29 protein-coding genes are annotated in these 22,126 nt (G+C 53.4%); 12 read left to right on the top strand and 17 right to left on the bottom strand.

Going from position 1 to position 22,126, the window contains the following annotated elements; genetic code table 11:
• Positions 1 to 118: 118 nt before the first annotated feature.
• Both trpS and DXY31_RS03575 read right to left on the bottom strand, forming a co-directional pair.
• Positions 119 to 1,132, bottom strand: coding sequence for a tryptophan--tRNA ligase (gene trpS, locus DXY31_RS03580; RefSeq protein WP_114992209.1), 1,014 nt, complete (start codon positions 1,130 to 1,132; stop codon positions 119 to 121).
• A gap of 3 nt (positions 1,133 to 1,135) precedes the next feature.
• On the bottom strand, positions 1,136 to 1,657 hold the full coding sequence (locus DXY31_RS03575) for a hypothetical protein (protein WP_114992207.1): 522 nt from the start codon (positions 1,655 to 1,657) through the stop codon (positions 1,136 to 1,138).
• Between DXY31_RS03575 and DXY31_RS16740 the strand changes: the two genes are divergently transcribed.
• From DXY31_RS16740 to psbA, 3 genes are all read left to right on the top strand, one after another.
• Entirely contained in the window at positions 1,656 to 1,934 is a 279-nt protein-coding gene (locus DXY31_RS16740) for a hypothetical protein (RefSeq protein ID WP_170953532.1), read from the top strand. The genes DXY31_RS03575 and DXY31_RS16740 overlap by 2 nt on opposite strands.
• On the top strand, positions 1,891 to 3,255 hold the full coding sequence (locus tag DXY31_RS03570; RefSeq protein WP_114992204.1) for a YcjF family protein: 1,365 nt from the start codon (positions 1,891 to 1,893) through the stop codon (positions 3,253 to 3,255). Before DXY31_RS16740 ends, DXY31_RS03570 begins: the two co-directional genes overlap by 44 nt.
• 198 nt (positions 3,256 to 3,453) lie before the next feature.
• Positions 3,454 to 4,530: a photosystem II q(b) protein gene (psbA, locus tag DXY31_RS03565; RefSeq protein ID WP_114992202.1), complete on the top strand. Its 1,077-nt coding sequence runs from the start codon at positions 3,454 to 3,456 to the stop codon at positions 4,528 to 4,530.
• Positions 4,531 to 5,021: 491 nt separating this feature from the next.
• Here psbA and DXY31_RS03560 read toward each other — a convergent pair whose 3' ends face one another.
• A complete protein-coding gene (locus tag DXY31_RS03560) occupies positions 5,022 to 5,345 on the bottom strand; it encodes a Nif11-like leader peptide family natural product precursor (RefSeq protein ID WP_114992304.1) in 324 nt (107 codons plus the stop codon).
• Between the two features lie 628 nt (positions 5,346 to 5,973).
• Here DXY31_RS03560 and DXY31_RS03555 point away from each other — a divergent pair.
• Positions 5,974 to 7,209 (top strand): HEAT repeat domain-containing protein, encoded by a 1,236-nt coding sequence (locus DXY31_RS03555; protein ID WP_114992199.1) that lies wholly within the window; start codon positions 5,974 to 5,976, stop codon positions 7,207 to 7,209.
• A 48-nt stretch (positions 7,210 to 7,257) separates the two neighbouring features.
• On the opposite strand, the gene gap is transcribed toward DXY31_RS03555, so the two are convergent.
• Entirely contained in the window at positions 7,258 to 8,265 is a 1,008-nt protein-coding gene (gene gap, locus DXY31_RS03550) for a type I glyceraldehyde-3-phosphate dehydrogenase (RefSeq protein WP_114992197.1), read from the bottom strand.
• A gap of 107 nt (positions 8,266 to 8,372) precedes the next feature.
• Here gap and DXY31_RS03545 point away from each other — a divergent pair, with 107 nt between their 5' ends.
• Positions 8,373 to 8,846 (top strand): HIT family protein, encoded by a 474-nt coding sequence (locus tag DXY31_RS03545; protein ID WP_114992195.1) that lies wholly within the window; start codon positions 8,373 to 8,375, stop codon positions 8,844 to 8,846.
• A 21-nt stretch (positions 8,847 to 8,867) separates the two neighbouring features.
• Here DXY31_RS03545 and DXY31_RS03540 read toward each other — a convergent pair whose 3' ends face one another.
• The 7 genes from DXY31_RS03540 to nth form a co-directional block, all read right to left on the bottom strand.
• Positions 8,868 to 9,092 carry a hypothetical protein gene (locus tag DXY31_RS03540; protein ID WP_114992192.1) on the bottom strand — a complete coding sequence of 75 codons (225 nt, stop codon included), beginning with the start codon at positions 9,090 to 9,092 and terminating at the stop codon, positions 8,868 to 8,870.
• A gap of 409 nt (positions 9,093 to 9,501) precedes the next feature.
• Positions 9,502 to 10,335 (bottom strand): PfkB family carbohydrate kinase, encoded by an 834-nt coding sequence (locus DXY31_RS03530; protein ID WP_114992186.1) that lies wholly within the window; start codon positions 10,333 to 10,335, stop codon positions 9,502 to 9,504.
• A 4-nt stretch (positions 10,336 to 10,339) separates the two neighbouring features.
• Positions 10,340 to 10,882: a hypothetical protein gene (locus DXY31_RS03525; protein ID WP_066908246.1), complete on the bottom strand. Its 543-nt coding sequence runs from the start codon at positions 10,880 to 10,882 to the stop codon at positions 10,340 to 10,342.
• Between the two features lie 81 nt (positions 10,883 to 10,963).
• Positions 10,964 to 11,233, bottom strand: a complete 270-nt coding sequence (locus DXY31_RS03520; RefSeq protein WP_066908243.1) for a hypothetical protein — start codon at positions 11,231 to 11,233, stop codon at positions 10,964 to 10,966.
• A gap of 74 nt (positions 11,234 to 11,307) precedes the next feature.
• Positions 11,308 to 11,544, bottom strand: coding sequence for a high light inducible protein (locus DXY31_RS03515; protein ID WP_066908462.1), 237 nt, complete (start codon positions 11,542 to 11,544; stop codon positions 11,308 to 11,310).
• A 49-nt stretch (positions 11,545 to 11,593) separates the two neighbouring features.
• Positions 11,594 to 12,415 carry a bifunctional hydroxymethylpyrimidine kinase/phosphomethylpyrimidine kinase gene (gene thiD, locus DXY31_RS03510; RefSeq protein ID WP_170953530.1) on the bottom strand — a complete coding sequence of 274 codons (822 nt, stop codon included), beginning with the start codon at positions 12,413 to 12,415 and terminating at the stop codon, positions 11,594 to 11,596.
• Entirely contained in the window at positions 12,415 to 13,068 is a 654-nt protein-coding gene (gene nth, locus DXY31_RS03505) for an endonuclease III (RefSeq protein ID WP_114992184.1), read from the bottom strand. The genes thiD and nth overlap by 1 nt, the downstream gene beginning before the upstream one ends.
• Before the next feature lie 78 nt (positions 13,069 to 13,146).
• Between nth and DXY31_RS03500 the strand changes: the two genes are divergently transcribed.
• From DXY31_RS03500 to DXY31_RS03495, 3 genes are all read left to right on the top strand, one after another.
• Positions 13,147 to 13,353: a hypothetical protein gene (locus DXY31_RS03500; protein ID WP_114992182.1), complete on the top strand. Its 207-nt coding sequence runs from the start codon at positions 13,147 to 13,149 to the stop codon at positions 13,351 to 13,353.
• A gap of 603 nt (positions 13,354 to 13,956) precedes the next feature.
• Complete coding sequence (locus DXY31_RS16735) at positions 13,957 to 14,094, top strand: hypothetical protein (protein ID WP_206749787.1); 138 nt, start codon at positions 13,957 to 13,959, stop codon at positions 14,092 to 14,094.
• 487 nt (positions 14,095 to 14,581) lie between these two features.
• Positions 14,582 to 14,917: a hypothetical protein gene (locus DXY31_RS03495; protein WP_114992179.1), complete on the top strand. Its 336-nt coding sequence runs from the start codon at positions 14,582 to 14,584 to the stop codon at positions 14,915 to 14,917.
• Between the two features lie 81 nt (positions 14,918 to 14,998).
• Here the strand turns inward: DXY31_RS03495 and DXY31_RS03490 are convergent, their stop codons facing one another.
• Entirely contained in the window at positions 14,999 to 15,622 is a 624-nt protein-coding gene (locus tag DXY31_RS03490; RefSeq protein WP_114992177.1) for a hypothetical protein, read from the bottom strand.
• 126 nt (positions 15,623 to 15,748) lie between these two features.
• On the bottom strand, positions 15,749 to 15,958 hold the full coding sequence (locus tag DXY31_RS03485) for a hypothetical protein (RefSeq protein ID WP_114992175.1): 210 nt from the start codon (positions 15,956 to 15,958) through the stop codon (positions 15,749 to 15,751).
• Between the two features lie 140 nt (positions 15,959 to 16,098).
• Between DXY31_RS03485 and DXY31_RS03480 the strand changes: the two genes are divergently transcribed.
• Positions 16,099 to 16,401: a hypothetical protein gene (locus tag DXY31_RS03480; RefSeq protein ID WP_114992173.1), complete on the top strand. Its 303-nt coding sequence runs from the start codon at positions 16,099 to 16,101 to the stop codon at positions 16,399 to 16,401.
• A 38-nt stretch (positions 16,402 to 16,439) separates the two neighbouring features.
• On the top strand, positions 16,440 to 16,688 hold the full coding sequence (locus tag DXY31_RS03475; protein ID WP_114992170.1) for a hypothetical protein: 249 nt from the start codon (positions 16,440 to 16,442) through the stop codon (positions 16,686 to 16,688).
• Here the strand turns inward: DXY31_RS03475 and DXY31_RS03470 are convergent.
• Entirely contained in the window at positions 16,673 to 17,209 is a 537-nt protein-coding gene (locus DXY31_RS03470; protein ID WP_114992168.1) for a rhomboid family intramembrane serine protease, read from the bottom strand. The genes DXY31_RS03475 and DXY31_RS03470 overlap by 16 nt on opposite strands.
• A 139-nt stretch (positions 17,210 to 17,348) precedes the next feature.
• Between DXY31_RS03470 and DXY31_RS03465 the strand changes: the two genes are divergently transcribed.
• Both DXY31_RS03465 and DXY31_RS03460 read left to right on the top strand, forming a co-directional pair.
• Positions 17,349 to 18,884 carry an NAD(P)/FAD-dependent oxidoreductase gene (locus DXY31_RS03465; RefSeq protein WP_114992298.1) on the top strand — a complete coding sequence of 512 codons (1,536 nt, stop codon included), beginning with the start codon at positions 17,349 to 17,351 and terminating at the stop codon, positions 18,882 to 18,884.
• A 103-nt stretch (positions 18,885 to 18,987) separates the two neighbouring features.
• Positions 18,988 to 19,653: a methyltransferase domain-containing protein gene (locus DXY31_RS03460; RefSeq protein ID WP_114992166.1), complete on the top strand. Its 666-nt coding sequence runs from the start codon at positions 18,988 to 18,990 to the stop codon at positions 19,651 to 19,653.
• On the opposite strand, the gene DXY31_RS03455 is transcribed toward DXY31_RS03460, so the two are convergent.
• From DXY31_RS03455 to DXY31_RS03440, 3 genes are all read right to left on the bottom strand, one after another.
• On the bottom strand, positions 19,639 to 19,866 hold the full coding sequence (locus DXY31_RS03455; protein ID WP_114992165.1) for a TIGR02450 family Trp-rich protein: 228 nt from the start codon (positions 19,864 to 19,866) through the stop codon (positions 19,639 to 19,641). The genes DXY31_RS03460 and DXY31_RS03455 overlap by 15 nt on opposite strands.
• Before the next feature lie 86 nt (positions 19,867 to 19,952).
• On the bottom strand, positions 19,953 to 20,621 hold the full coding sequence (locus DXY31_RS03450; RefSeq protein ID WP_114992164.1) for an SDR family oxidoreductase: 669 nt from the start codon (positions 20,619 to 20,621) through the stop codon (positions 19,953 to 19,955).
• Positions 20,622 to 21,383: 762 nt separating this feature from the next.
• Entirely contained in the window at positions 21,384 to 22,094 is a 711-nt protein-coding gene (locus tag DXY31_RS03440) for a response regulator transcription factor (protein WP_114992162.1), read from the bottom strand.
• Positions 22,095 to 22,126: the final 32 nt, after the last annotated feature.

Genomic DNA, 22,126 nt, shown 5'->3' with positions numbered 1-22,126 from the left:
TGGACTCGCGAGACCGACCTGATGGCGCGCAACCCATCGCATGAGTGCTCTTTGACGCACTTGGCGCTCTCATCGGGCTTTAAGTATTAGCGAATCTTTTTAATTGATTTGGGATTGATTAGCTGGCGCTGAGGAACCCCATGGCTTCCCGCGTCCTTCTGACAGTGCAGTCAGCAACGGTGCCCGCCCGCTCGTGTCCCTTCTGCAGGACCATCTCCAGTTGAGCGCGGTCGTCCATCAGCAGGTGGTAGCGCTCCTGAATTGGCTCGAGAGCAGCAATCGTGGCTTCCGCCAGCAGGGGTTTGAACTGGCCCCAGCCCATCTCGATGCACTCCTGGGCCACGACGTCTCGTCCTTTGCCGCTGAGAATGGCGTAGAGCCCCAGCAGGTTGTCGGTCTCGGGACGATCGGGATTGTCAAATTCCAGGCCACGCTCAGGGTCTGTCTTGGCCCGCTTAATTTTCTTGGCAATCAGTTCTGGTGGGTCAAGCAGAGAGATGCGGCTTCCCTCATTGGGATCGCTCTTGCTCATCTTGCTGCGGCCATCCGTCAGGCTCATCACCCTGGCGCCCTCCTTGAGGATGAGTGGTTTGGGAACCTTGAGCACGGGGGTCTCAACCTTGCCGAACCGGGCATTGATGCGCTGTTGAGCGATGTCACGAGCCAGTTCAAGGTGCTGCTTCTGGTCTTCACCGACTGGAACCAGATCAGCGTCATATAAAAGGATGTCCGCTGCCATCAGCACGGGGTAGTCGAGCAGACCCACAGACACGTTGTCGCCTTGTTTGACCGCCTTTTCTTTGAACTGGATCATCCTTTCCAGCCAATTCAGAGGAGTGACGCAGTTCAGTAGCCAGCAGAGCTCGCTGTGGGCGGCCACCTGGCTCTGAACAAAAACAGTTGAGTGATCGGGATCCAGGCCGCAGGCCAGATAAAGCGCTGCCGTGCTGAGGGTGTCCTGGGCTAATCGATCCGGATCATGGGGAACCGTGATGGCATGCAGGTCGACGACACAGAAAAAAGTGTCGTGATCCTTCTGAAGATCAACCCAATTGCGGATCGCTCCCAGCCAGTTGCCCAGATGAAGGGCGCCCGTCGGCTGGACGCCCGAAAGAACACGAGGCAGCCCCATTAATCAGGCCTCAGCTGTGCTGTCCTGGTTTGCTCCTTCATCATCTGCCGGTTGTTCAGGAGTTGAGTCCGCTTCTGCAACAGCTGCTGTTTCAGCAACCTCTTCAGGCTCAGGCTCCGGAGCAGGGGGCTGGGGCTTGGCAGGGCGCGCGAAGGGATCCGGTCGGGATCCTCGACCGCCTTCTCCACGACCCTCACGCCGTCCACCACGGTCATCATCACGACGGCTGCCACCTCCACGGTTGCCCTGGGCACGTTGCTGGGCTACTAGCTCCTCCAGCTTCCCCTCGTCGAGCATCTGGCCAAGTGTGCGCACTGCGAAGCCGAGCACGGCAACAGTCGAGCGGAGATTGAAGGCCTCCTGGAGAGCTCGTGCGGAGCGCATTTCGTTATCGCTCAGCCTGATTCTGAAGCCACCGCCCTCACGGTTGCCCTGGCCGCGTCCCCCGCGGCCTCCACGACCGCTATCGCGGCCGTTGTCACCTTGTCCGCCCTGATGGCGGGAATCGCTGTAGGAATCAGTCATGGCCCGGGGCCTGGAGTCAGGCGCAAGTGTGACGCATCACCGTGCTTCTGACAGTGACCTGGACTGTTTCCAATGGCGTTGCGGTGATCCCCTGCCGTCGATGCCAGCGCCTAGCCCGCTTGCAGAATTCGGCTGGTACAGACACGACCGAGTTGTTGATCGATTGCAGGCTGCGGATTCTCTGGGCTGTATCACTGTTGGTGAGCTAAGAAGGCCAGATCTGGAGGATCCCAGTGCAGTTACCGGTGCAATTGATCCGCTCCCTGTCGCTGGGTGATGGAACCATGACATCCGGTTTGATCAGGCCTCTGCTGCTGTCGGTGGGCGTGATCGGAACCGGTCAGTGGCTTCTGGCGGACGTGTTGCACGTTCCAGGTGGTGGGTTGGGTATTGCTGTTGCTGCTGCAGGTCTTTGGTGGCTGTCCAGGCCCCCGCAGCAACCCAGCTTTCGCGAGCCGGCATCCCTGAAAGGTTGGATCCAGCGCTGTGAGGTGGTGTTGAAGCAATTCGCGGAGCTTGAGCTGGCGTTGGGACTGCAGGGATTGCGCTCTCCCCGTGAAATTGAGCTGCGACGAATCGAAGGTTTTGATGCGCCGCTCACGCTCGGTGTTGTGGCCACTGAGGGATCCGTAGTTCCCGCCACTGTCCAGTTGCAGCAGGCGTTGGCGGGAGTGAGCTCGCTCGATCTCTGTCTGGCCAACCCACTACCGGTGACCTCCTCGGCCTGGTGCTGGCCTGACGATCTTCAGGAGCTGGATGTGTTGTTGCATGTTCTTCCCCTGCCTCTGCGGGCTGCGGATTTGCTCTGGTTGGACCAGCTGCCTGCGGATCGTCCGGTTTGGCTTCTTCTGCAGTCGTCAGTCGACAGGTCTGCTGACGACCATCTGGAGGCTTTGCGCTGTCAATTGCCGGAGCGCTGGCATCCATGCCTGCTCCCTTGGTCCGGTGAAGTAATGGAGCTTCGTGGTGTGCTCCAGCCGGTCCGTCAACAGCTGATGCGTTCGGAACGGGTGCGACAGGCCACGCGTCAACGCCTGCTTAGCAACCTGCATCAGCGCTGGCAGGCTGATCTTGAAGCGCTGCGAAGGGAGAGATTCCGCCTGCTGCTGCAGCGCAGTCAGTGGATCGTGGCTGGGGTTGTCATCGCTTCACCTGTTCCCTCTGTTGATCTGTTGGCTGTTGCCGTGGGCAATGGACTGATGGTGAAGGAGATGGCAACGATCTGGAGCTGTCCCTGGAGTGCCGAGGTGCTCCAGGTTGTTGCCCGGCAGCTGGGTAGCGCCGCCCTGGCTCAGGGCGTTGTGGAATTGAGCGGTCAGGCGTTGCTCGGACTCGCCAAGCTTGATGGAGCCAGCTGGATTGCAGCAGGTGCCATGCAAGGGTTGAGCGCTGCTTACCTAACCAGGGTGGTGGGCGTTTCCATGGCCGACTGGATGGCGCTGAATGCGGGCGTTGCAGAGCCCGATCTGGAGGAGCTCAAGCGACAGGCACCACTCTTAGTGGCGCGTGCTGCAGAGCAGGAGCGCCTCAATCTCGCTGGGTTTGCTCAGCAGGCCCGTGAGTGGATCCAGGCACGCAACAGCTGCACAACTGCATGACTCAGACGATCTGAGCTTGTGCAATCGGAGCTGCTTCAAGTTTGTTCATGAAGCCTTCATGAAGTTGTCATGAATCAATGCTGCGAGTTGACTCGAATGATGTGATTGCCAGGTCACGAGTCGACATTTCCATAGCCTTGGTTCGAATCTTCGCCGACCAATTGGAAGGCCTGGTTCATCTCCGTTCTCATTTCTTTCATGGCTACTGCAATCCGCAGCGGTCGCCGCGGCAGTTGGGAAAATTTCTGTCAGTGGGTCACCGACACCAATAACCGCATTTATGTGGGTTGGTTCGGTGTGCTGATGATTCCCTGTCTGCTTGCAGCCACCGTTTGCTTCATTATTGCCTTCATCGCCGCTCCCGCGGTCGACATCGACGGCATCCGTGAGCCCGTTGCTGGCTCCCTGATCTACGGCAACAACATCATCTCTGGTGCTGTTGTGCCCTCCTCGAATGCCATCGGCCTTCACTTCTATCCCATCTGGGAAGCTGCTTCTCTCGACGAGTGGCTGTACAACGGCGGTCCTTACCAGCTGGTTGTCTTCCACTTCCTGATCGGCATCTTCTGCTACATGGGTCGCGAGTGGGAACTCTCCTACCGCCTCGGCATGCGCCCCTGGATCTGCGTTGCTTACAGCGCACCTGTGGCTGCTGCCTCCGCCGTGTTCCTGGTTTACCCCTTCGGTCAGGGTTCCTTCTCTGACGGCATGCCCCTGGGCATCTCCGGCACCTTCAACTTCATGTTGGTGTTCCAGGCCGAGCACAACATCCTGATGCACCCCTTCCACATGCTTGGTGTGGCTGGCGTCTTCGGTGGTTCACTGTTCTCCGCCATGCACGGTTCACTGGTGACCTCCTCCTTGGTCCGCGAGACCACCGAAAACGATTCACTGAACTACGGCTACAAGTTCGGCCAAGAGGAAGAGACCTACAACATCGTGGCTGCCCACGGTTACTTCGGTCGCCTGATCTTCCAATACGCCTCCTTCAACAACAGCCGTAGCCTGCACTTCTTCCTGGCTGCCTGGCCCGTTGTCGGCATCTGGTTCACCGCCCTGGGCGTGTCAACCATGGCCTTCAACCTGAACGGTTTCAACTTCAACCAGTCCATCCTTGATGGTCAGGGCCGTGTCCTGAACACCTGGGCTGATGTGCTGAACCGCGCCAACCTTGGCATGGAAGTGATGCACGAGCGCAACGCTCACAACTTCCCCCTCGACCTGGCTGCTGCTGAGTCCACACCTGTGGCTCTGCAAGCTCCCGCCATCGGTTGATCGAGACAGCCTGAGGCTGAAGTCTCTAAGAGATTCAGCTTGAGCTGAATCGGAAAACCCCCTCTCACGAGGGGGTTTTTTGTTGGCTTTCTGTCAGATCAGTAATCAACAATCAACAATCAACAATCAACAATGAGTGCTTATCGCGGATATTAAATGCTAAAAAATAGATAGCTTTGACCTGTTGAATGGGCGAGAAGTCAATTGTCAAGTCGATGGTCTTCGTGGAAGTTTGGGTGCAATTATTGCATAAATTGTCGTTCCAAATAAAAGTTTTTACAGAGAGACTGGGCTGTGATTTACGGCATATTGGATGCCATAATGTTGATTTTGTTGTGTTTTAGCGCAGTCGTGATGCTAGGCGGCTCGAGGCAGTGGGTTTGAGGGACTTTTATTTTTTAGTTGCGTTTAAGCCTGACTTTGAACTTAAGTGTGATCAGCCGACTTGCCGAAAAGGTATGGCTTAAGACCTTCAGTTTGAACCGATTTGATTAGTATTTATGCCCCGATCTGAAATCACGCTCTTCTTCTTTGAGTTCTGAAGAGCTGCAGGTTGATTGGGCATAATGTATCAAATTCTTGTAACCTTCAGGAACCAGTTTGGGGCAAAGGGTGCCAACCTCAATGGCTTGAGGGCAGAAGTAAACACCAGCCCAGCGATTGATGAACCGGCCTTTAATCTCGTCGGAGAACATGAACCCATTGCGAGCCGCATAATCAATGATTTGTTGCGGTCCGAGATCGGCTAATTGGTCTCGGAATGTCTGGTCCTCTCTTGCTCTGTCAATAAAAGCATGCAGCGCAGCCTTAGACATTGGGCTCCTGGATGTTTCCATCAATTTACTGCTCTGAGATTCTCTGATTGCCATCAAGCTTGTGATTGCAATATTTGCTTGCACCATGGGTCGTCGCTGTTGAGCTTTGTAAACTGAATAGCTTTCTGAATCCATTTCTTGTTAAAAGATCTAGGATAAATGGATTAGGGCTTTTTCTTTTTTACGCTCCTAATTATGTCCGCTGTCTTTAGATGAAACGAGTCACGTTTGAGCTCAGCGATGAACTCCATAAGAATTTAAAACTTCTCTGTTATACCGAAGGGGTTTCTATTGGGCATATTTTGCGAGAGTGTGTTTCTGATTTCTGTAATAAGCATGATGCTCATCTTATTGAATTGGTTGACCATCGTGCCAAGTAATCTTTTTGATTGTTTCATTCAAGATCGCTTTTTGTTTCTCTAGTGATATGGAGTCTCCTGTGATTTTGCTGTTGTTGGTTTAAGTAAGAGGGTTTGAGCCAGTCTGATTAAGCTGGCAACAGTATTGTTTTTCCGAGTTATTGTTTTGAGAGAAGATGTAATTAAAAACTGTAACGCCTTTGCTTGAATGTTTTCTCTTCCCTTGGCTTGGCGATAGTTTAAGGTTCTTTGTTTAATGTTGTAGGGGTATGGCAGAGCGATTCGATGTTTTGGTTCAAGGAATATCAAAGTCTGATGCACTTCATTTATTGTTCGCCAAAACAGACTCTGTTGAAAGACCTGCTGATCGCTATTTTGCGGCCACCAGATTAGGCTTGTGTGATTGCGATGAAACTCTTGATGCTTTGATCAGGGCGACTAGTGATCTCAAAGTTGATGAATTGTTCGATAGGATAACTCGACGTAAGGCTGTCGAAGCACTGGGTAGAAGGAAGGATGCAAAGGCGATTCCTGCATTGGTTGAAGTCCTGAGGTGTACTGATACGGAGGCAGTGATTAATTCCTTATCTGCACTGATCAGAATTGGCTGGTCGCCAAGTGAAGACGAGGAAAATCATCTTCTCAATCTGTTGGATGGAGAAGTCACACAAGCACGTGCGGTGATTCAGCTTTTCACGAGGCTTCGTATTAAAAGTGCTCAGTCAAAGGAGCGGATTGGCGGTTTATGCGATCACGAAAGTCTCTTGGTTTCTGGTGCAGCTAGGGCCTGCATAGCACTGCTTTACGGTGAAGTCGAGCTGATGAAGCCCTTGCTGGCATGTCTCACTGATCTTGTTGCTGGTAAGCGGCGTTCCGCGGTTATCGATATTGGAGACTCTGGTGATGAAGCTCTTCTTCCTGATTTGATTCGTGCTCCGGTATCCATGTCGTTGAGAGCTAAAAGTTTCTTTCAAATTGTTGATGCCAACAACTCAGTCTCTGAGCCACAGAATCAGGTTTTATTAAAACAGCTTTTGCGGGATAATCCTCTGTTGTTGGATATAAAGAAGGAGTGGCAGTGTGGTGATAATCCTGATGAGATTGAGCAAAATCTCAGTCACCGTGATGAGGCTCGACAATATGGAGCTGCGGCCAGTATGATGCGAATTGAGCGTGATCAATGTTTGAATTTGATTGAAAGTATGCAGGAAAGATTATGGTCTGATTATGTCACTCATTATTATTTAACTTGCATCATAGGTTTGCGCAAAATACAAGAGAAAGGTGATTTGATTAGGTCAGCTCTTGCGGAGACAACTCCTCAATACACCAAGTCGAGAATTGCGGCTGCCTGGGCTTGTGTTGATTTACAGCTTTTCGACCAGATGGATTTATTGGACGAACTCTCCAAGACTGCCGCCTGGGTTCCACTTCGTTGGACTTGTCAACAATCTTTGGCTAATCTTCTAGATCAACAAAAGCAAGTTGCCACCGCCAAGAAGTAGCTCATTATTCTTTTCGGAACTGAGCTGCGCTGAAAGACCTGAGAAGGTTCACTCGGCGGAGTGCTTGGCCATGTGTTGCATCAGGTCAATGCATTTGCAGCTATAGGCCCATTCGTTGTCGTACCACGCCACTAGTTTCATGAACTGGTCATTGAGTGCCATGCCGGCTCCTGCGTCAAACACTGAGGTGCAGCTTTCTCCTAAAAGATCATTGGAAACGATCGGATCCTCGGTGTAGCCGAGGATGCCTGATAGGCCGTTCTGTGAGGCGTCTTTCATTGTTTTTTTGATCTCTTCGTAACTGGCTGGTTTGGCTAGATTCACGGTCAGGTCGACTACGGAGACATCAGGTGTCGGTACTCGGAAGGCCATGCCCGTGAGTTTCCCATTGAGTTCTGGAATTACGCGGCCTACCGCTTTTGCGGCACCCGTAGAGCTGGGAATAATGCTCTGCCCGGCTCCCCGTCCACCCCGCCAATCTTTCAGAGAGGGACTGTCCACAGGCTTCTGGGTTGCCGTAGTGGCATGCACGGTGGTCATCAGGCCGCTGACGATGCCGTAGTGGTCGTTCACCACTTTGGCGAGTGGTGCCAAACAGTTGGTCGTGCAGCTTGCGTTCGACACGATCTGCTCTCCTGCATAGCAGTTGTGATTCACTCCCATGACGAACATCGGAGTGTCGTCCTTGGAGGGAGCGCTCATCACCACGCGTTTGGCGCCTGCCTCCAGATGTTGGCGGGCTGTGTCGTCGGTCAGAAAGAATCCAGTGCTCTCCAGCACGTAGTCCGCTCCCACATCACCCCAGCGCAGCTGGCGAGGGTCCCGTTCGGCAGTGACGCGAATGTGGCTTCCATTCACCATCAAATGACCATCTATGACTTTGATTTCACCCGGAAATCGACGATGCGTTGAGTCGTAGCGAAGAAGGTAGGCGAGGTAGTCGAGTTCGATCAGGTCGTTGATGGCAACCACTTCCACGTCGGGGCAGGCCATGGCCTGTCGGAAGGCAAGACGCCCAATGCGTCCGAAGCCATTGATGCCAATACGGATGGACATGAAGGCAAGCCCTTCTTCTTCCCTGATTTATAGAGCCCATTGCCATCGAAAACCCCCTCCTTTTCTGGGACGCAGACAGAGTGAGCTCAGGTCGTTCCCTCAAGTCCATGGTTTCTCTGGAGCCGAAAGCCTCCTGCGCAATCTGTTCCTTGCATGGCGACGAGGCTGAGCTGACGTCCCATGAGGTTTGGCGAAGTGATCTCTGGTTGCTGCGACATCATCCTTGCCCTGCTCCCTTGACCGGCTGGTGTCTGTTGGATTCCCGGCGACACATTGGTGGTCCGATGAACTTTGCCCCCGACGAAGCGCGGCAGTGGGGCGATGTTGTGCAACGAGCCTCCCAGTTAATTCGTGAGGTCACAGGCTGCGATCGCGTCTATGCCATTGCCTTTGGAGAGGGTGCCCGACATCTTCATCTGCATTTGATCCCGCGTTCTGGTGATGATCCACGCACCAGCGCATGGAAGATCGCTGATCTCTATCGCGATGTCGAAGTGGGAAAGGCCAAGGCAGCTTCCATTGAGCGTGTCGATGACTGGTTGCTGCGTGCCAGAGTTTTGGCACCGGCATTCCTGAGTTGATCCAACCTGCCGTTGCAAGACTCACCGATGCCAGTCTTCGCCAGTGACGGTTTTGTAGCGATCAATCAGCATTTTTTCAGTTTGCTTAAATCGTTCGATGTTTTCTTCAAGCTCCTGTTCATTGTGCTTGAGATAAGCGTGATGTCCCACTCTCCATAATGTTCTGGCTTTTTTCCAGCGAATCCTTGCCTCTTTGGCAGCAGCAATTATTTCATCAAATTCCTCCTTTGTGAATTCAAATTTCATCCGTTTATGATGCCGAACTTGTTATTCAAGAGTCTTAGCAGCGATTTGTGGTGTTGTCGAAAATCCTCTTCAAGTCGATCTCGATAAAGCTTCTCATGGGTTTGCTTGCTTGCGTTCCCGTGGTTCAAGCAGAGCCCAAAACCTTGATCAGACTCGGTCACACAAGCGAAGAGGTGACATTGAACAACCTCATGTCAAAAGTGCCACAGGGTGCAACTATCACAAACACATCCTGCATCAGAATTGGAACAGGCAGGGGCTATCGCTACCGCTGCCAAATCACATTTGAATGATTTCTTCCACCTCTTCTCAATGTGAGCCTGATGCATCAATGTGAGCATCAGTGAAAACGCGTTGAATCAAGAGGGGTGTTCGTTGCTGATCTTTTCGGACGCCGAACGGATCTGCTTCAGCCGTAAGGCCCGAAGCGTGTAGCACAGGCTGCGCCGCAGCGCGCTCCAAGCGCAACGGCCTGATGGGTGCTCCAACCTGCGCTTAGTCCTGCGGTGACACCTGCGGCAAAGCTGTCACCACATCCATAGGTCTCCACCATCTGGCCTGGCAGTTCCACAGCATCAAAACGTCCGCCGGGAATCATCAGGCCTCCGGCCTCACCCTCCGTGGCGATGCGAACGGTGGGTGCAGGATGAAGACAGTTGTCGGGAACCTGTTCACCCGGGTCCAGACCGCTGCCGATCAAGGCATCCAGTGGCACGGATGCTTGCTGTAAAACCGAGAGGCCCAGCCGTGGTGTTGCACTCAGGACCTTTGCCTGGCGAGCCTGGCGGAGGCCATCGCAGTCGGTAGCCGAGACGAAAACGCCGTCGCAGTCGGCAAGTCTTTCCCATCCGAGTTCATCTTCAGCCGTAGGCATCAAACGCTCTCCAATGACCGTGATCGCGCGGTCACCGCTGGGATCCATCAGGCTGATTCCACGGCGACTGGGCTTGTCGCGCCAGGCAACCACCGGTTCAATGCCTAGCTCTCTGAGGCGCTGTTCGCTGCGTTGGCCAATCGCATCCCGGCCGAGTGCTGTGAAAAAGAGGACTCTTTGACCAGTGAGGCGTGCCAGCTGGACAGCAATCACAGGTCCGGCACCGGCCGGTTCTTCGAGGTCTCGGAATGCTCTGCCGATTCTGCCAGGCCTGGGCAGTGCATCGACCTCCAGAAAGGTGACCCATTCCTGATGCCCCACCACCGCCAGTTTGAGAGATTTCAACTCGCGGTCCAAAGGCGTGGGCATTGCGTCAGGGGATTGGCAGGACGGATTTGGCGGCATCGCGCAGCTGCACGTTGATCTTGCCTCCAACAGAATCCACTTTCACTCCTCCGGTCACATTCAGCAGTTCCCCGTCGGGAGTGCCGACCAGCACTGGGCCTCCCTCGGGGCCATTCACGCTGACAGGAGCGGTGACCTCTCCCACCGTGACGGAACCATCCACGGAGACTCCGCCCTCGACATTGACTGGTTGAGTCACAGCTACACCTTTGGGGACTCCCACGTCACCACTGACGGGTAACACCTTGACAGCTTCGATCGACAGGGGCTCCTCGCCTTTCACGCTGACCGGTGCAGAGAGTTTGTCGACGGTGATGCCACCGACGAGCCGCACGGGAAATGGCTGATTGAGTGGCAAGCCAATGGGAATCGGTTGGCGAAGAATCTGAATGGCAGCCACGGCAATGGCCCATGCGGCAATGACCACAGCCAGCGGCCAGCGGCTGGCCATCATCAGAACGAACCAACGTGGGTCCGAGCTTTGTGGGGTCTTTGGGCCCTGGTCTGCCATGGCTTGGATGTACTTGATGCACCGGTTGTACCGGCTTCCAGCGGCTCGGCCATGGGTGGCACTGTGACCTGCGGCTCAAGTTCAGAGCTCGTATTCCTCTTCGAAGCGCGCCAAAAGGCCTTTGTAGAGAGCAAGAGTTCCCTCGCTTTCTTCGGTCACCCCCTCGGTGACGTAAAGCGCTGCCAGGTGGGTGCAAGCGGCATGAACCTGGGCAAAGGCTTCCGCGTACTCGTTTTGTACGTCTTCCTCGCGGATGTCTCTGATCATCGCCGAGACAAATTCCACTTTCTTCTCGGCTGCCTTGATCTCAGCCTCCATCTCCTTGCTCAGTTTGCGACGCTTGCGAGCCATGCCTCTGGGTCGACTGACTTCAACCTAGGAGTGAGACCTGCAGGCGGACTGAGACTTGCAGGTCTGCACGCGAGTCAGAAACAGAAGGGAAGATATTTGGCGCTGCAGGCGACGTATCCATCAACGAGTGGTCCGAGTCCGATCTGATGGACGATTCCCTGACCTGTGATGGCTTCAGTCAAGACGCCAATCACGATGCCCAACATGGCGGCACGCCCGTTGAAACGTTCCACCTGTTCGAGCTGTTGTTCATGGATGGCGCGGGCGGCTGAATCCTGAAACCACTTGTTGGTTGCCTGCTGCTGACTCATGGAACCGATGCGAATGTTGAGCAATGTAACAGCACATTGACTTTTGTTCTCAATCACTTTCTTTAATGTCTCTGATTTCCACCCAGTGGCAGATCGGTCCCTGACCCTGTCCGATGGCTAGGGCCTGCATCAGGCCTTGTTTGACGTACGCACGTGCCAGCGCAATCGCCTCGTCGAGATCCTTGCCAAGAGCTAGTCCTGCGGTGATGGCTGCTGACAGCGTGCAGCCTGTGCCGTGGGTATTTGGCGTGTCCACCCACCTTCCTTCTTCAAGCCAGTGGGGTTGGCCGTTAAACAGCAAATCCCGGCCACCCATGGATCGATCACTGCCGCTTTTGATCAGAACTGCTGCGGGGCCCTGAGCGTGGATTACGGCGGCTGCTTTCTCGGTGTCACTGTCGTTGTTCAGCTCATGGCCGCTGAGCAGACGGGCTTCATGGCGATTCGGGGTGAGCAGGGTTGCCAGCGGCAGCAGGTCGTAGCGAAGCGCCGCGATCGCGTCAGCTTCAAGCAGTACTGCACCTGTGCGGCTCACCATCACAGGGTCGATCACCTTGGGAATGGTCCAGTGCCGGAGTAGTTCAGCAGTGGTTTGAATCAGTTCGGTATTCAGCAGCATCCCAGTTTTCAGTGCATCGACAGGTAGGTCGTTCTGGATGGCTCGCAGCTGTGATTCCAGGCCTGCGGGCGGGATTGGATCCACTCGAGACACTCCGCAAGTGTTTTGCGCAGTGACGCAGGTCAGGGCACTACAGCCATGAACTCTGAAAGCCATAAACGCACGCAGGTCGGCCTGGATCCCGGCACCTCCTCCTGAATCGCTTCCTGCGATGGTGAGGGCGATCGGTGGAGTGATGTGTTGGGCCTGCATCAGGGTTTACGCCAAATCACCGGCTTGCGGCGTTTCGGATAGAGCTCTCGACACAGCTTGCAGACCGTGCCATCGCAGCCGCGAGCGGTGCAGTGCTCGCGGCCGTAGAAAATGATCTGTAGGTGCAGTCGATTCCAGTGTTCCCTGGGGAAGAGAGCCTTGAGATCGGCTTCCGTTTTCACAACGCTGTCGCCCTTGCTCAGCCCCCAGCGTTGGGCCAGACGATGTATGTGAGTGTCCACTGGGAAGGCGGGAACATCGAAGGCCTGCGCCATCACCACGCTGGCGGTTTTATGACCGACACCCGGTAGAGCTTCAAGCTCTTCAAAACTCTGTGGCACTGCTCCGTCGTGGACATTCACCAGGATGTGGGCGAGTTTGTGCACATTGCGCGCTTTGGTTTTCGCCAGTCCCAGCTGACGGATGTGGCTATGGATCTCTGTTTCGTCGAGTGCTGCCATGGCAGCGGGCGTTGGCCCAGCAGAAAACAAGGCTGGAGTGACTTCATTCACCTTTTTGTCGGTGCACTGAGCACTGAGCAGAACGGCGATCAGCAGCGTGAAGGCATCGCTGTGATCCAGGGGAATCGGCGTCTCGGGGTACTGCTCGTTCAGCCGATCGAGGATCACTCTGGCTCTTTCGCCCTTGTTCATCACGCCCTGGGGTCGACAGCCATGATTGCAGCGCCGTGCCTGGGATGAGAGATTGGCAGAGCTTCGAACTGTGGGTTCATGAGCTCGGAAAAGCGCCGAACCGGTTCTGATTCAAGCGACGCCTACGCACGGGCTGTTCGCAGGGAAGAGCAGCAACAGGAGCGTGAGCAGCAGCAGCGTCGTCAAGACGAAAGCATGGAGAAGAATGCTGAAATCACTGAGATTGATGAGGCCAGTGATCTTTTTCGTCAGCACAGCCATCAACAATCGATGGAAGGTGGGTGAGATCAGGGCCTTCAGGCTTTATGTTGATTCGAGAGAAGTTTGATTGCGGTCTATTGCAAATAATCGATCAGCAGGAATCCTTGTTCATTTGTATTGTTGCTTGACCTTGACCTTGACCTTGACCTTGACCAAGTCAGGTTGTAATCGATTTTCTTCTGAATCATCGGACGTTGTTTAACTGTTATGTGTTAATGCTTATTCTATTATGCTTGTGAATCGTAGGTAATGCCGATCAAAAACATTCATTAATTTCTCAGTCTGTGCTCAGGCTCGACTTTTCGCTGGCCGCTATTCAAGTAGAAGGTTCATTAATAGCCCATGTCAACTGTTGTTGAATATGATGTTCAGCATGGATTGAGCGATACGCTGTTGCTTTCATTCTTGTCAACAGCTCTGTCTTCTGCGGCTGTTTTCTTTGTTTTGATTATGTGGTTTGATTTGCTCCCATAGCCTGCCTCTTGGCTTTTCTCTCTGGTACGCCTGGCCAAACTGCTACAAGGCCTGTCCCGAGCATTGGCAGCTTGTCTTTTGGCACTAGTCTCAACGCACTAGGCCTTTAACCGCATGTCGAGTCGACGGACTGCTTTATGGATCGGCACCGTTGTGGGTCTAATTGCGATTATTGCTTGGGTTGCTGAAATCGACATCGTGTTTCAGGAATCGGCTGAAGAGCAAGAGTCGAATCAAAAGTCACTGGTGATTGATGGGACTTCCTCTGAAGAGAAAACCGTTGCTCAATAACAGACGATTCCATGCCCCAAGACGCCTGAACATGCCTCGCACAAGAGCTGGAAATTGTTAGCAAGAAAATTGGCTTATGGGATTTCAGGCCTAAGGGCCTGAGGCCTTGCTGTCGCTAAGTTGTGAATCGCAACTCAGAGATTCCTCTAACATTGTCCTGGTTTTCTGTTGGGGTATCTGTTTGACCATTCAAATAAGCTCCCAAAACTGCGATCACAAACAGTAGGCCAAGCAGAAGTAAATATTTCACAGAGCTATGTTGAATTAGTTCGTAGTTTACACATTAAAGTCTGATAAGACAACAGTCTAGATTGTGCTGGGTCTGAATGTCTTTTGTGACCTGATTGGCTTGGCATTAATGCTGGGTTGCTGGTCTTTATTCCGTGCCCCAGGCGTTGTTTGATTTGTCGATTCTGTTGATGAACTGCTGATCTGTTTTGACACTCCGTTCCGGCTTGATTAGTCTTGATCTAGTCGCCTTGCGTGCGTGGTACAAACAATTATTCTGGCCTTTCTTAGTTTGGCATGGGCTTTTTATGCAAGAAAAACAAAAGCAACGATCAATACCTTAAAGCATCAGCTCCGAGAATATCAGCTTCAGGAACATGCGGCAATCAATTGGTGCTGCTGTGCTATTCAGCGTGCTGATAATAAGGATGAGTTGCTTAAGGCTTTTCGTCAATTTGTTGATACCGGTCGCGAAATTATAGATTTTCCTGACCGTCTCGCTGAGTTTATGAAGGTGAACGGACTAACTGAGGTTCAGCACATGCGGAACATCATTGTGCTTGATAAGGTGTTAAAGGCCTTTGATGGCCGTTGATTTTTTGGGTTGTATGTCTTTCGGTGCTGACTGCTATCTGTTGTGCGAGTAATTGCTTTCAATCGTTGCCTCGGATTATGATTAATTCGCTGGGTTGATCTGAATCGAGAAAATATTGTCCTTGCATTCTCCTATCACGTCTGAAGCTTCTCCCGCAGGGATTAATGCTACTCCTCCTTCCTTTCCATAATCCGGGCCATTGAAGTGGTCAAGTTCTGAATAGCCAGCTTTGCATGCGTTGCAGTCCACTTTCACGGCCACCATTTTATCGCTTCTTACCTCAAATGATTGCCCCAGATTTTTATTGAGAGTCGGTGAATTGCCCGTCTCAGTGCTTAGGGTTGTCTGGATGCTTGCAGGACTGCAGATACTGGTGACATCTTTTGGTTTGCTGTACTCCGCGGCATAGCTGAACGGTAAGTCTTGTGGAAAAACAGTGACAGACATTTGTAGAGGATGGTCCTTCCCTTTCAATTGCGTGTACTCCGTGGGGTAGCTTTCTTGAACATTGTCGTAAACCGCCATTTGCAGAAGAGTTGGGCTGCACCATGTCACGACTGTCTGCAGTTTTGATCTGTCGATACTGATGGTCCCTTGTTGGTAAGGTCCATTGCTCAGAAATGTTTTTTCTTCAAACCGATCCGATGCCGTACAACCTGCTAACAGGGTTGAGATTGAAAGAACGATGGCAACAAATCTCTTCATGTGCGGATGGCTGATTTGAAATTAGATGTTTTATGTAAGGGGCTTGATCATTTCAGAACTTTTTATTGCATGGCTTTTTGCATTGTCTGCATGTTTTCTCCTAAGCACCTGCTCAATGAGCCTCGTTCAAGACCCTGGTTTGATCGCTTCCTTGACAGATTCAACGCCTTTCTGGATCGCTTCTGCGGGCACTCTGAGCTTCTGTTGCTGAGTATTGGACCAAATGTTGACGGCATAGACAATGGCACCACCCACGATCAATGCAGCAAGAACAAGACCGATCCCGTTGCCCCCTTGTTGGATCACGACAGGCCTTTGTTGTTCCTGATCACTCATTGACTCTCCTCGAATGGTTCATCACTGACATGGTTGTAGCCATTGGTTGTTGTCTTGTCTGTTTGCGCAAATAGATTTGATCGTTGGCATTGTTGTCGCTATGACAAGCCATAACGTCGCCAGTTCGGAGCGTTCGGTCCATGCTCACCACCAGCACCCGTCTAAAACTGCAGTCAATCCTGCGGCGAATGGCTGAGGGTTCCAGTGTCAGTCTGTCGGATCGTGTTTACCTCCAGAAATTCGCCGATCGAGATCGCACGGTTTCATCATGGCTTCGTCGTGCACGCCGACAACAACTTGCAGCAGGCCCTCTTGAAGGTATCGACTGCCTTCTCGATGGTCTTGATCTCGGCAGTGCAGAACCTGACCAGCTGCAGAGCCCCGAGGCTGATGACCTCGGTGATTGGTTCGCGGGGGCCGATTCCTGGCTGAGACGTGACTGAGGTTCGCTTAGCGTTGACCCAGCGCATGCTCTCTCGTCTTGAATAACACCTCCAGGGGAGTGATTTACGTCTCGGTCTGGGTCGTGGTTTGGGGCACGGCTTCCTCACTCGTGGACTGGTTGCTTCTCCACGCAGATCTTTATCAAGAAGGGAGCTTTGGTCAGGCCGCCACTTTTATCGGTTACGGAGCTGCTGCCTCCGTTCTTGCGGTTCGTCTTTCCAGTCGCTTTCTGTTCAAAATCCAGGCTGCTGAAGACGGCGCAGATGGAGATCAGACATCCAGCTGAGCTGGTGCTCGATAGACCGCAAGCGCGGCCATTAATCCGGCTACGAAGCCGGATGCATGTCCGATCCAGCTCACTCCAGCGGGAGATGCCCACGGGAGTAATCCTGGTAAGGCGCTTCCGTAGAGCAGCAGGGCAATGATGCTCAGCAAAATTGATAAAGGTCGCCTTTCCAGACAACCGATCAGCACCAAATAGCCCAGTAGTCCGTACACCACACCCGATAATCCATGGGCGCCTACCGGCCAGAACAACCAGATCGGAATCTCCAGCACAAACACTGCGATCCAAACGCTCAGATAGGCCTTCTGGCTCCTTGCTAGCACCAGATAGCTGAGCGGAAGGAACACCAGGCTATTGGTGATGAGATGGCCTAAACCTTGGTGGCTAAATGGTGCTGTGAATAAGGTCCACCAGGGTGTTCCAGGCCCCATTGCCAGGTTCCAGCGACCGCCGAAAAACAATTGATCAACCAGTTCCTGAAGCCAGGCCAAGCCGAGCAGAATCAGTGGCAGAGCGATCAATGCTTCAACACGTTCTCTGCGATCACTGAAGCAGTTTTTGGCTGATCCCGGTTGGCTTTATTGATGACAGCCAGTGTTCATGTGTCGGAATTCAGCTCCGACCCGCTATGAACTGACCAGTCACCGAGCGGATCACACCATGACCACCAAGTGTGAGGTGATCGTGATCGGCAGCGGTATCGGTGGTCTTTGTTGTGCTGCCTTGTGTGCCAGGGCCGGTCACGAGGTGATGGTTCTCGAAGCTCATGGCCATCCGGGTGGTGCTGCTCATGGCTTTGAGCGGCAGGGATATCATTTCGAATCAGGCCCTTCTCTCTGGAGCGGACTGGGCCGATGGCCAAGTAGCAACCCGTTGGCTCAGATTCTCAAGGCCTTGGATGAACCTCTGGATGTGATTCCCTATCGGGACTGGGATGTGCTGTTTCCTGAAGGGCATCTGCGCATCGGGGTTGGCGCTGATGGCTTCGAACAGGTTGTCGCTGATCTGCGTGGAACGGCGGTGGTTGAGGAGTGGCGTCGTTTCGCTGAAGTGTTGCAGCCCATCGCAGCGGCGGCGGACGCACTGCCGCTGTTGGCACTACCGCCGGGTGGACTCGATGGTCTTGGACCACTCCTGCGACGCAGCGGTCGCTTGCTCCCCCACCTGCCGGCACTGCGCCATCTCAGCGGAGCCTTCGGTCCGTTGGTGGACCGCCACCTTCAGGATCCCTTCCTCCGCCATTGGGTTGATCTGCTCTGCTTTCTGATCAGTGGAATGCCCATGGCCGATACCAATGCGGCTGCGATGGCAACACTGTTCGGTGAATGGTTTGAACCTGAGGCCTGCCTCGATTTTCCTAAGGGCGGGAGTGCTTCTGTTGTGCAGGCTCTGGTGCGTGGACTTGAGAAACATGGCGGCTGCCTGCGCCTTGGCGCCCGTGTGAAGAGAGTTTTGCTGGATGGTGATCGGGCTGTCGGCGTCCAACTGGTCAACGGTGAACAGTTCGCTGCGGATTATGTGGTCAGCAATGCTGATGCCTGGAGTACGGCAAAGCTGTTGCCTGAAGCAACATCACCCTCCTGGCGCCGTCAACGTTTGGAGACTCCCGCCTGCGCCTCCTTTCTTCATCTGCATCTGGGCTTTGATGCCACTGGCCTGGAGGATCTGCCCATTCACACGGTGTGGGTTGGAGACTGGACACGGGGGATTGATGCCGAACGCAATGCCGTGGTGGTGTCGATTCCTTCGGCGTTGGATCCATCGATGGCTCCTCCTGGTCAGCACGTTCTGCATGCCTATACACCGGCCAATGAACCTTGGTTTCATTGGCGTGGTTTGGAACGGTCCACGTCTGCTTATGACCAGCAGCGTGAGCAGCGTTGTTCGGTGTTTTGGCAGGTGCTTGAGCAGCGCATCCCAGATCTGCGCAGTCGCTGCCGAATCGTGATGGAGGGGACGCCTCTGACCCACCGTCATTTCCTGTCAGTGCATGAGGGCAGTTATGGACCAGCGCTGTCGGCTGCTAAAGGTTTGTTCCCGGGTGTGCAGACACCCCTGCAAGGTTTTCTTCAGTGCGGTGCTAGCACCTTCCCCGGTATTGGTATTCCGCCTGTCGCCGCCAGTGGAGCGATGGCCGCCCATGCGATCACTGGACAGCGGTCTCAGAAGCAACTGCTGGAGAGCCTGTCTCTTTAATCAACAACAAACCTGTACCAGCTGCGTGTTGGTGAGCCTCTAGAGACGCGCTTCGTCGCTGGTTTCTTTAGGTTCCGGTTCCCTTGGACAGAAGGATTTACCCGTGGTCGTGCAGGTCTTGAACGACAATGAGCGCTTCAAGCTCGATGACAGCGATGATGCGCTGTTCTACAGCGATCCCCGTTTTGTTCAGCATCTCGATGCAGCGTTCCGCTTGCGCTTGACGCAGCTCTACAGCGAGCGCATTCCCAGTTGTGCCGTTGTGCTGGATCTGATGAGCAGCTGGGTCAGTCACCTGCCGGAGCAACAGCGCTACGAGCAGGTGATCGGTCATGGCCTGAATGCTGAGGAGTTACAGGCCAATCCGCGACTCGACCGTCACTGGGTGCAGAACCTCAACCGTGATCAGATACTGCCGCTCGACGACACCAGTGTTGACTGCACGTTGATCGTGGCCGGCTGGCAGTATCTGCAGCAGCCCGAAGCGGTGGCCGCTGAGCTGCTGCGCATCACCCGACCAAGGGGGCAGGTCATCTGCGCTTTCAGTAATCGCATGTTTTTCACGAAGGCACCTCAGATCTGGACCGATGGCGGTGACGGCGATCATCTGCGCTACGTGGCGGAGGTGATGATGGCTCAGGGATGGCCCAAGCCTGAGCTTGTTGCTGAACAGACGCAGCAAACGGGCCCTCTTGGTTGGGTCGGTGCCAAGGGAGATCCTTTTTTCGCTGTGATTGCCACCAAACCCTTGGTTTCAGACTCCGTCTGAGTCATTAGAGGGAATGGGCTGCCAGCCGCTCTGCCATTGCGATTTGTCCTGAAGCTGCTTCCAGCTCTCCCTAAGTCGCACCTGCGGATCCAGCAGTGAAGCCAGCTCCACCCAGCGTTCAGCACCGCGCCCCCCTTGCAAAATCAAACGGAAGTGACGTCGTCCTGCTCTAGGGGTGAGGCTGGTCCAGGCTTCTGCTGGCTTCCAGGGCACAGATCTACTCGACGAAGGTGAAGATCATGATCATGCCTTGCGTTCTGCAGCCTGGCCCCTATCGGGGTTGGGTTGAATCCGAAGGCTCAGCAGCTGGTAATCGCTTCCTGCAAGCTCACCACAGGTTGTTGCTTTGAGCTAGTGACCTCAAGGATTTTGCCGATTGAATCGGAGGTGTTCAAGGCTTCGAGGCAGCAGCGTGCAACCAGACGGCGAGGAATTGAATCGCTTTCCTGCTGGTCAGCTCCAGTCCAAACCACGCCCTCCCCTTCCAGGTCTTCTTCGCGCTCGTTCAGCCCACCGGGTCTGATCACTGTCCAGTCGAGCCCGCTGTTCTCCAGATTGCGTTCACCCACACGCTTCCAAACCAGGATCAATCCAAACAGGTTGAGAGGGTGTTTCCAACGCCCTGCGCATAAGGAACTCACCAGGACTACCCGGTTGACGCCAACACGCTTGCAGCTCTCGATCTGGCGTTCGACGCCCCAAGCATCGACTTTCATCGGCCCCGTCAGGTCAACGGATGGGCGGGCTCCTGTCGCGATCACCAGAGCATCTACTCCGCGTAGAGAGTTGTCCAAGGCGTTGGCATCCATCAGGCTGAGCCGGTGCTGCTCACAGCCTGCTAGTGATGCTGGAATCTGGGATTCAGGGCGCAGGAGCAGCCTGGCCTGATCGCCCGCAGCCAGAACTTCTTCGGCAACACGGAAGCCTGTTTTGCCCGAGGCACCGCTTATGGCAATCGTGCGCGTCATATCCGATAGATGCGAGCACGAAACCTAGCCACAAAGCTCAGCATCAGTCCTCGCCCCTAAGACCTGATCTGTTTAGGGGGGGGGGATGGCAGAAGTGGCCCCGACGCCCCCTGCCGCCGGGTGTAGAAGAGGAGCAAAACCACCTAGTTACACAGCTTTACAAATGGACTAAAGTTCTTTACAGAAGTTAATAGCCTTATCGATGATTGACTGCTTGAAGGCCTATGACGTGTTCGTCGCTTCTGGCGCTGGAATGACGTCAAGTGTGATTGATGTGCTGGCACAGTCCACTGATCTGCCTTCCGTTCAGGCAAGGGGCTGATTGATGTCGATTGATTCACGCTGTAAAGAGCAGCAGTCTGTTGCTGATCAAATGTTCATGGATTTCAAATACACCAGGCCTGGTTCCCAGGAGCAGGTTCGTGCGTTGTCGACACTGAGTTTTCTTGTTGGTATGTGGTCTGACTTTTTGGCGAGCGAAGAGCGAAGGATGACGTCTGCTCAGAATCTTGAGGCTGGTTCATAGTTGTCATTTTCATTGTTATGAGTAACTTGCGATCATTTTGAACCTAGAGTTTGTTGAGGCTTTTTTTTGAATATGTGAGGATTATTGGATGGAAAAACGTGCCAGGGGTTTCAAATTTGTTTTTAATATTTTGTTTAAAAGTAGTTGGTATCGATTTAAAGCGTTTTGTTGTGGTCGATATGACATTAATCACCTTTCAAGCGTTTTTGACTCAGATTTTGTGAGTTGAACTTCAATTATTCAACCAATCCTTCTCTGATGGCTTTGACGGCGCTATCTGTTCTGTTCCTTGCGTGGAGTTTTCTAATGACTGCCTGCACGTGTTGTCGTGCTGTGACATCTGCAATGTGCAATTCACTCCCGATTTCATGATTGGTCATGCCGTCGCAAACTAATTCGAGAACATTAAGCTCTCGCTTGGATAGAAGATTGCTCTTTCTCAGATGGCTGGGATCCAGAATGTGGTGAATCAAGGGGTCAACGTAATTAATTTTCTCCTTGACTGAATGAAGCACGTGATAAATTGTAAGTGTTTCAAATCCGCGATGGGTTAGGATAATATTTGCGCTTGAGTTTATCGCTTCCTTGAGCGATAATGGATTGACCGTATTCAATGTCAGGACGGTGATGTGGTCTTCGCCTGATGCGCTCAGGGCTTGATCGTGGATGGCGTTGATCAGACTGATGCCTGACCCGTCGTCCAATCGCCCGCTGATGAAGATCAACAATGGATCGTGGGATTGTTGAATTAGTTCAAGGCATTCGCTCTGAGAGGTGCAGACACCGATCAAGTGATCTGTCTTGGATTCTGGGTCAATGGCAAACAGCGTTGCTATGGAAATAGCTGTTGGTTTATGACCGCAGCAGATTAAAATTTTGTGCCCCCAATCTGATTGGTTGATCATCTTCTGCCATTCGTCGAAGCTCTCCTTGAGAAGGATTTTCACTGAGGCTTGGTCACGCTTTGCTCAACGTATCA

It is taken from the genome of Synechococcus sp. UW179A, assembly GCF_900473965.1.
In the GTDB taxonomy this organism is placed as follows: domain Bacteria; phylum Cyanobacteriota; class Cyanobacteriia; order PCC-6307; family Cyanobiaceae; genus Synechococcus_C.
The sequence above is the reverse complement of the archived record's forward strand: the minus strand, read 5'-3'. Positions and strand labels throughout refer to the sequence as shown.

Bases quoted from the DNA above. Each gene is read 5' to 3' on its own strand.
- DXY31_RS03500 (WP_114992182.1), top strand. From the start codon at position 13,147: ATGAGCTCGGAAAAGCGCCGAACCGGTTCTGATTCAAGCGACGCCTAC.
- nth (WP_114992184.1), bottom strand. From the start codon at position 13,068: ATGAACAAGGGCGAAAGAGCCAGAGTGATCCTCGATCGGCTGAACGAG.
- DXY31_RS03525 (WP_066908246.1), bottom strand. From the start codon at position 10,882: ATGGCAGACCAGGGCCCAAAGACCCCACAAAGCTCGGACCCACGTTGG.
- DXY31_RS03480 (WP_114992173.1), top strand. From the start codon at position 16,099: ATGCTCACCACCAGCACCCGTCTAAAACTGCAGTCAATCCTGCGGCGA.
- DXY31_RS03540 (WP_114992192.1), bottom strand. From the start codon at position 9,092: ATGAAATTTGAATTCACAAAGGAGGAATTTGATGAAATAATTGCTGCT.
- thiD (WP_170953530.1), bottom strand. From the start codon at position 12,415: ATGCAGGCCCAACACATCACTCCACCGATCGCCCTCACCATCGCAGGA.
- DXY31_RS03545 (WP_114992195.1), top strand. From the start codon at position 8,373: ATGGTTTCTCTGGAGCCGAAAGCCTCCTGCGCAATCTGTTCCTTGCAT.
- DXY31_RS03530 (WP_114992186.1), bottom strand. From the start codon at position 10,335: ATGCCCACGCCTTTGGACCGCGAGTTGAAATCTCTCAAACTGGCGGTG.
- DXY31_RS16740 (WP_170953532.1), top strand. From the start codon at position 1,656: ATGGCCCGGGGCCTGGAGTCAGGCGCAAGTGTGACGCATCACCGTGCT.
- DXY31_RS03450 (WP_114992164.1), bottom strand. From the start codon at position 20,621: ATGACGCGCACGATTGCCATAAGCGGTGCCTCGGGCAAAACAGGCTTC.
- trpS (WP_114992209.1), bottom strand. From the start codon at position 1,132: ATGGGGCTGCCTCGTGTTCTTTCGGGCGTCCAGCCGACGGGCGCCCTT.
- DXY31_RS03485 (WP_114992175.1), bottom strand. From the start codon at position 15,958: ATGAGTGATCAGGAACAACAAAGGCCTGTCGTGATCCAACAAGGGGGC.
- DXY31_RS03575 (WP_114992207.1), bottom strand. From the start codon at position 1,657: ATGACTGATTCCTACAGCGATTCCCGCCATCAGGGCGGACAAGGTGAC.
- DXY31_RS03520 (WP_066908243.1), bottom strand. From the start codon at position 11,233: ATGGCTCGCAAGCGTCGCAAACTGAGCAAGGAGATGGAGGCTGAGATC.
- DXY31_RS03465 (WP_114992298.1), top strand. From the start codon at position 17,349: ATGACCACCAAGTGTGAGGTGATCGTGATCGGCAGCGGTATCGGTGGT.
- DXY31_RS03490 (WP_114992177.1), bottom strand. From the start codon at position 15,622: ATGAAGAGATTTGTTGCCATCGTTCTTTCAATCTCAACCCTGTTAGCA.
- DXY31_RS03555 (WP_114992199.1), top strand. From the start codon at position 5,974: ATGGCAGAGCGATTCGATGTTTTGGTTCAAGGAATATCAAAGTCTGAT.
- DXY31_RS03515 (WP_066908462.1), bottom strand. From the start codon at position 11,544: ATGAGTCAGCAGCAGGCAACCAACAAGTGGTTTCAGGATTCAGCCGCC.
- DXY31_RS03560 (WP_114992304.1), bottom strand. From the start codon at position 5,345: ATGTCTAAGGCTGCGCTGCATGCTTTTATTGACAGAGCAAGAGAGGAC.
- psbA (WP_114992202.1), top strand. From the start codon at position 3,454: ATGGCTACTGCAATCCGCAGCGGTCGCCGCGGCAGTTGGGAAAATTTC.
- gap (WP_114992197.1), bottom strand. From the start codon at position 8,265: ATGTCCATCCGTATTGGCATCAATGGCTTCGGACGCATTGGGCGTCTT.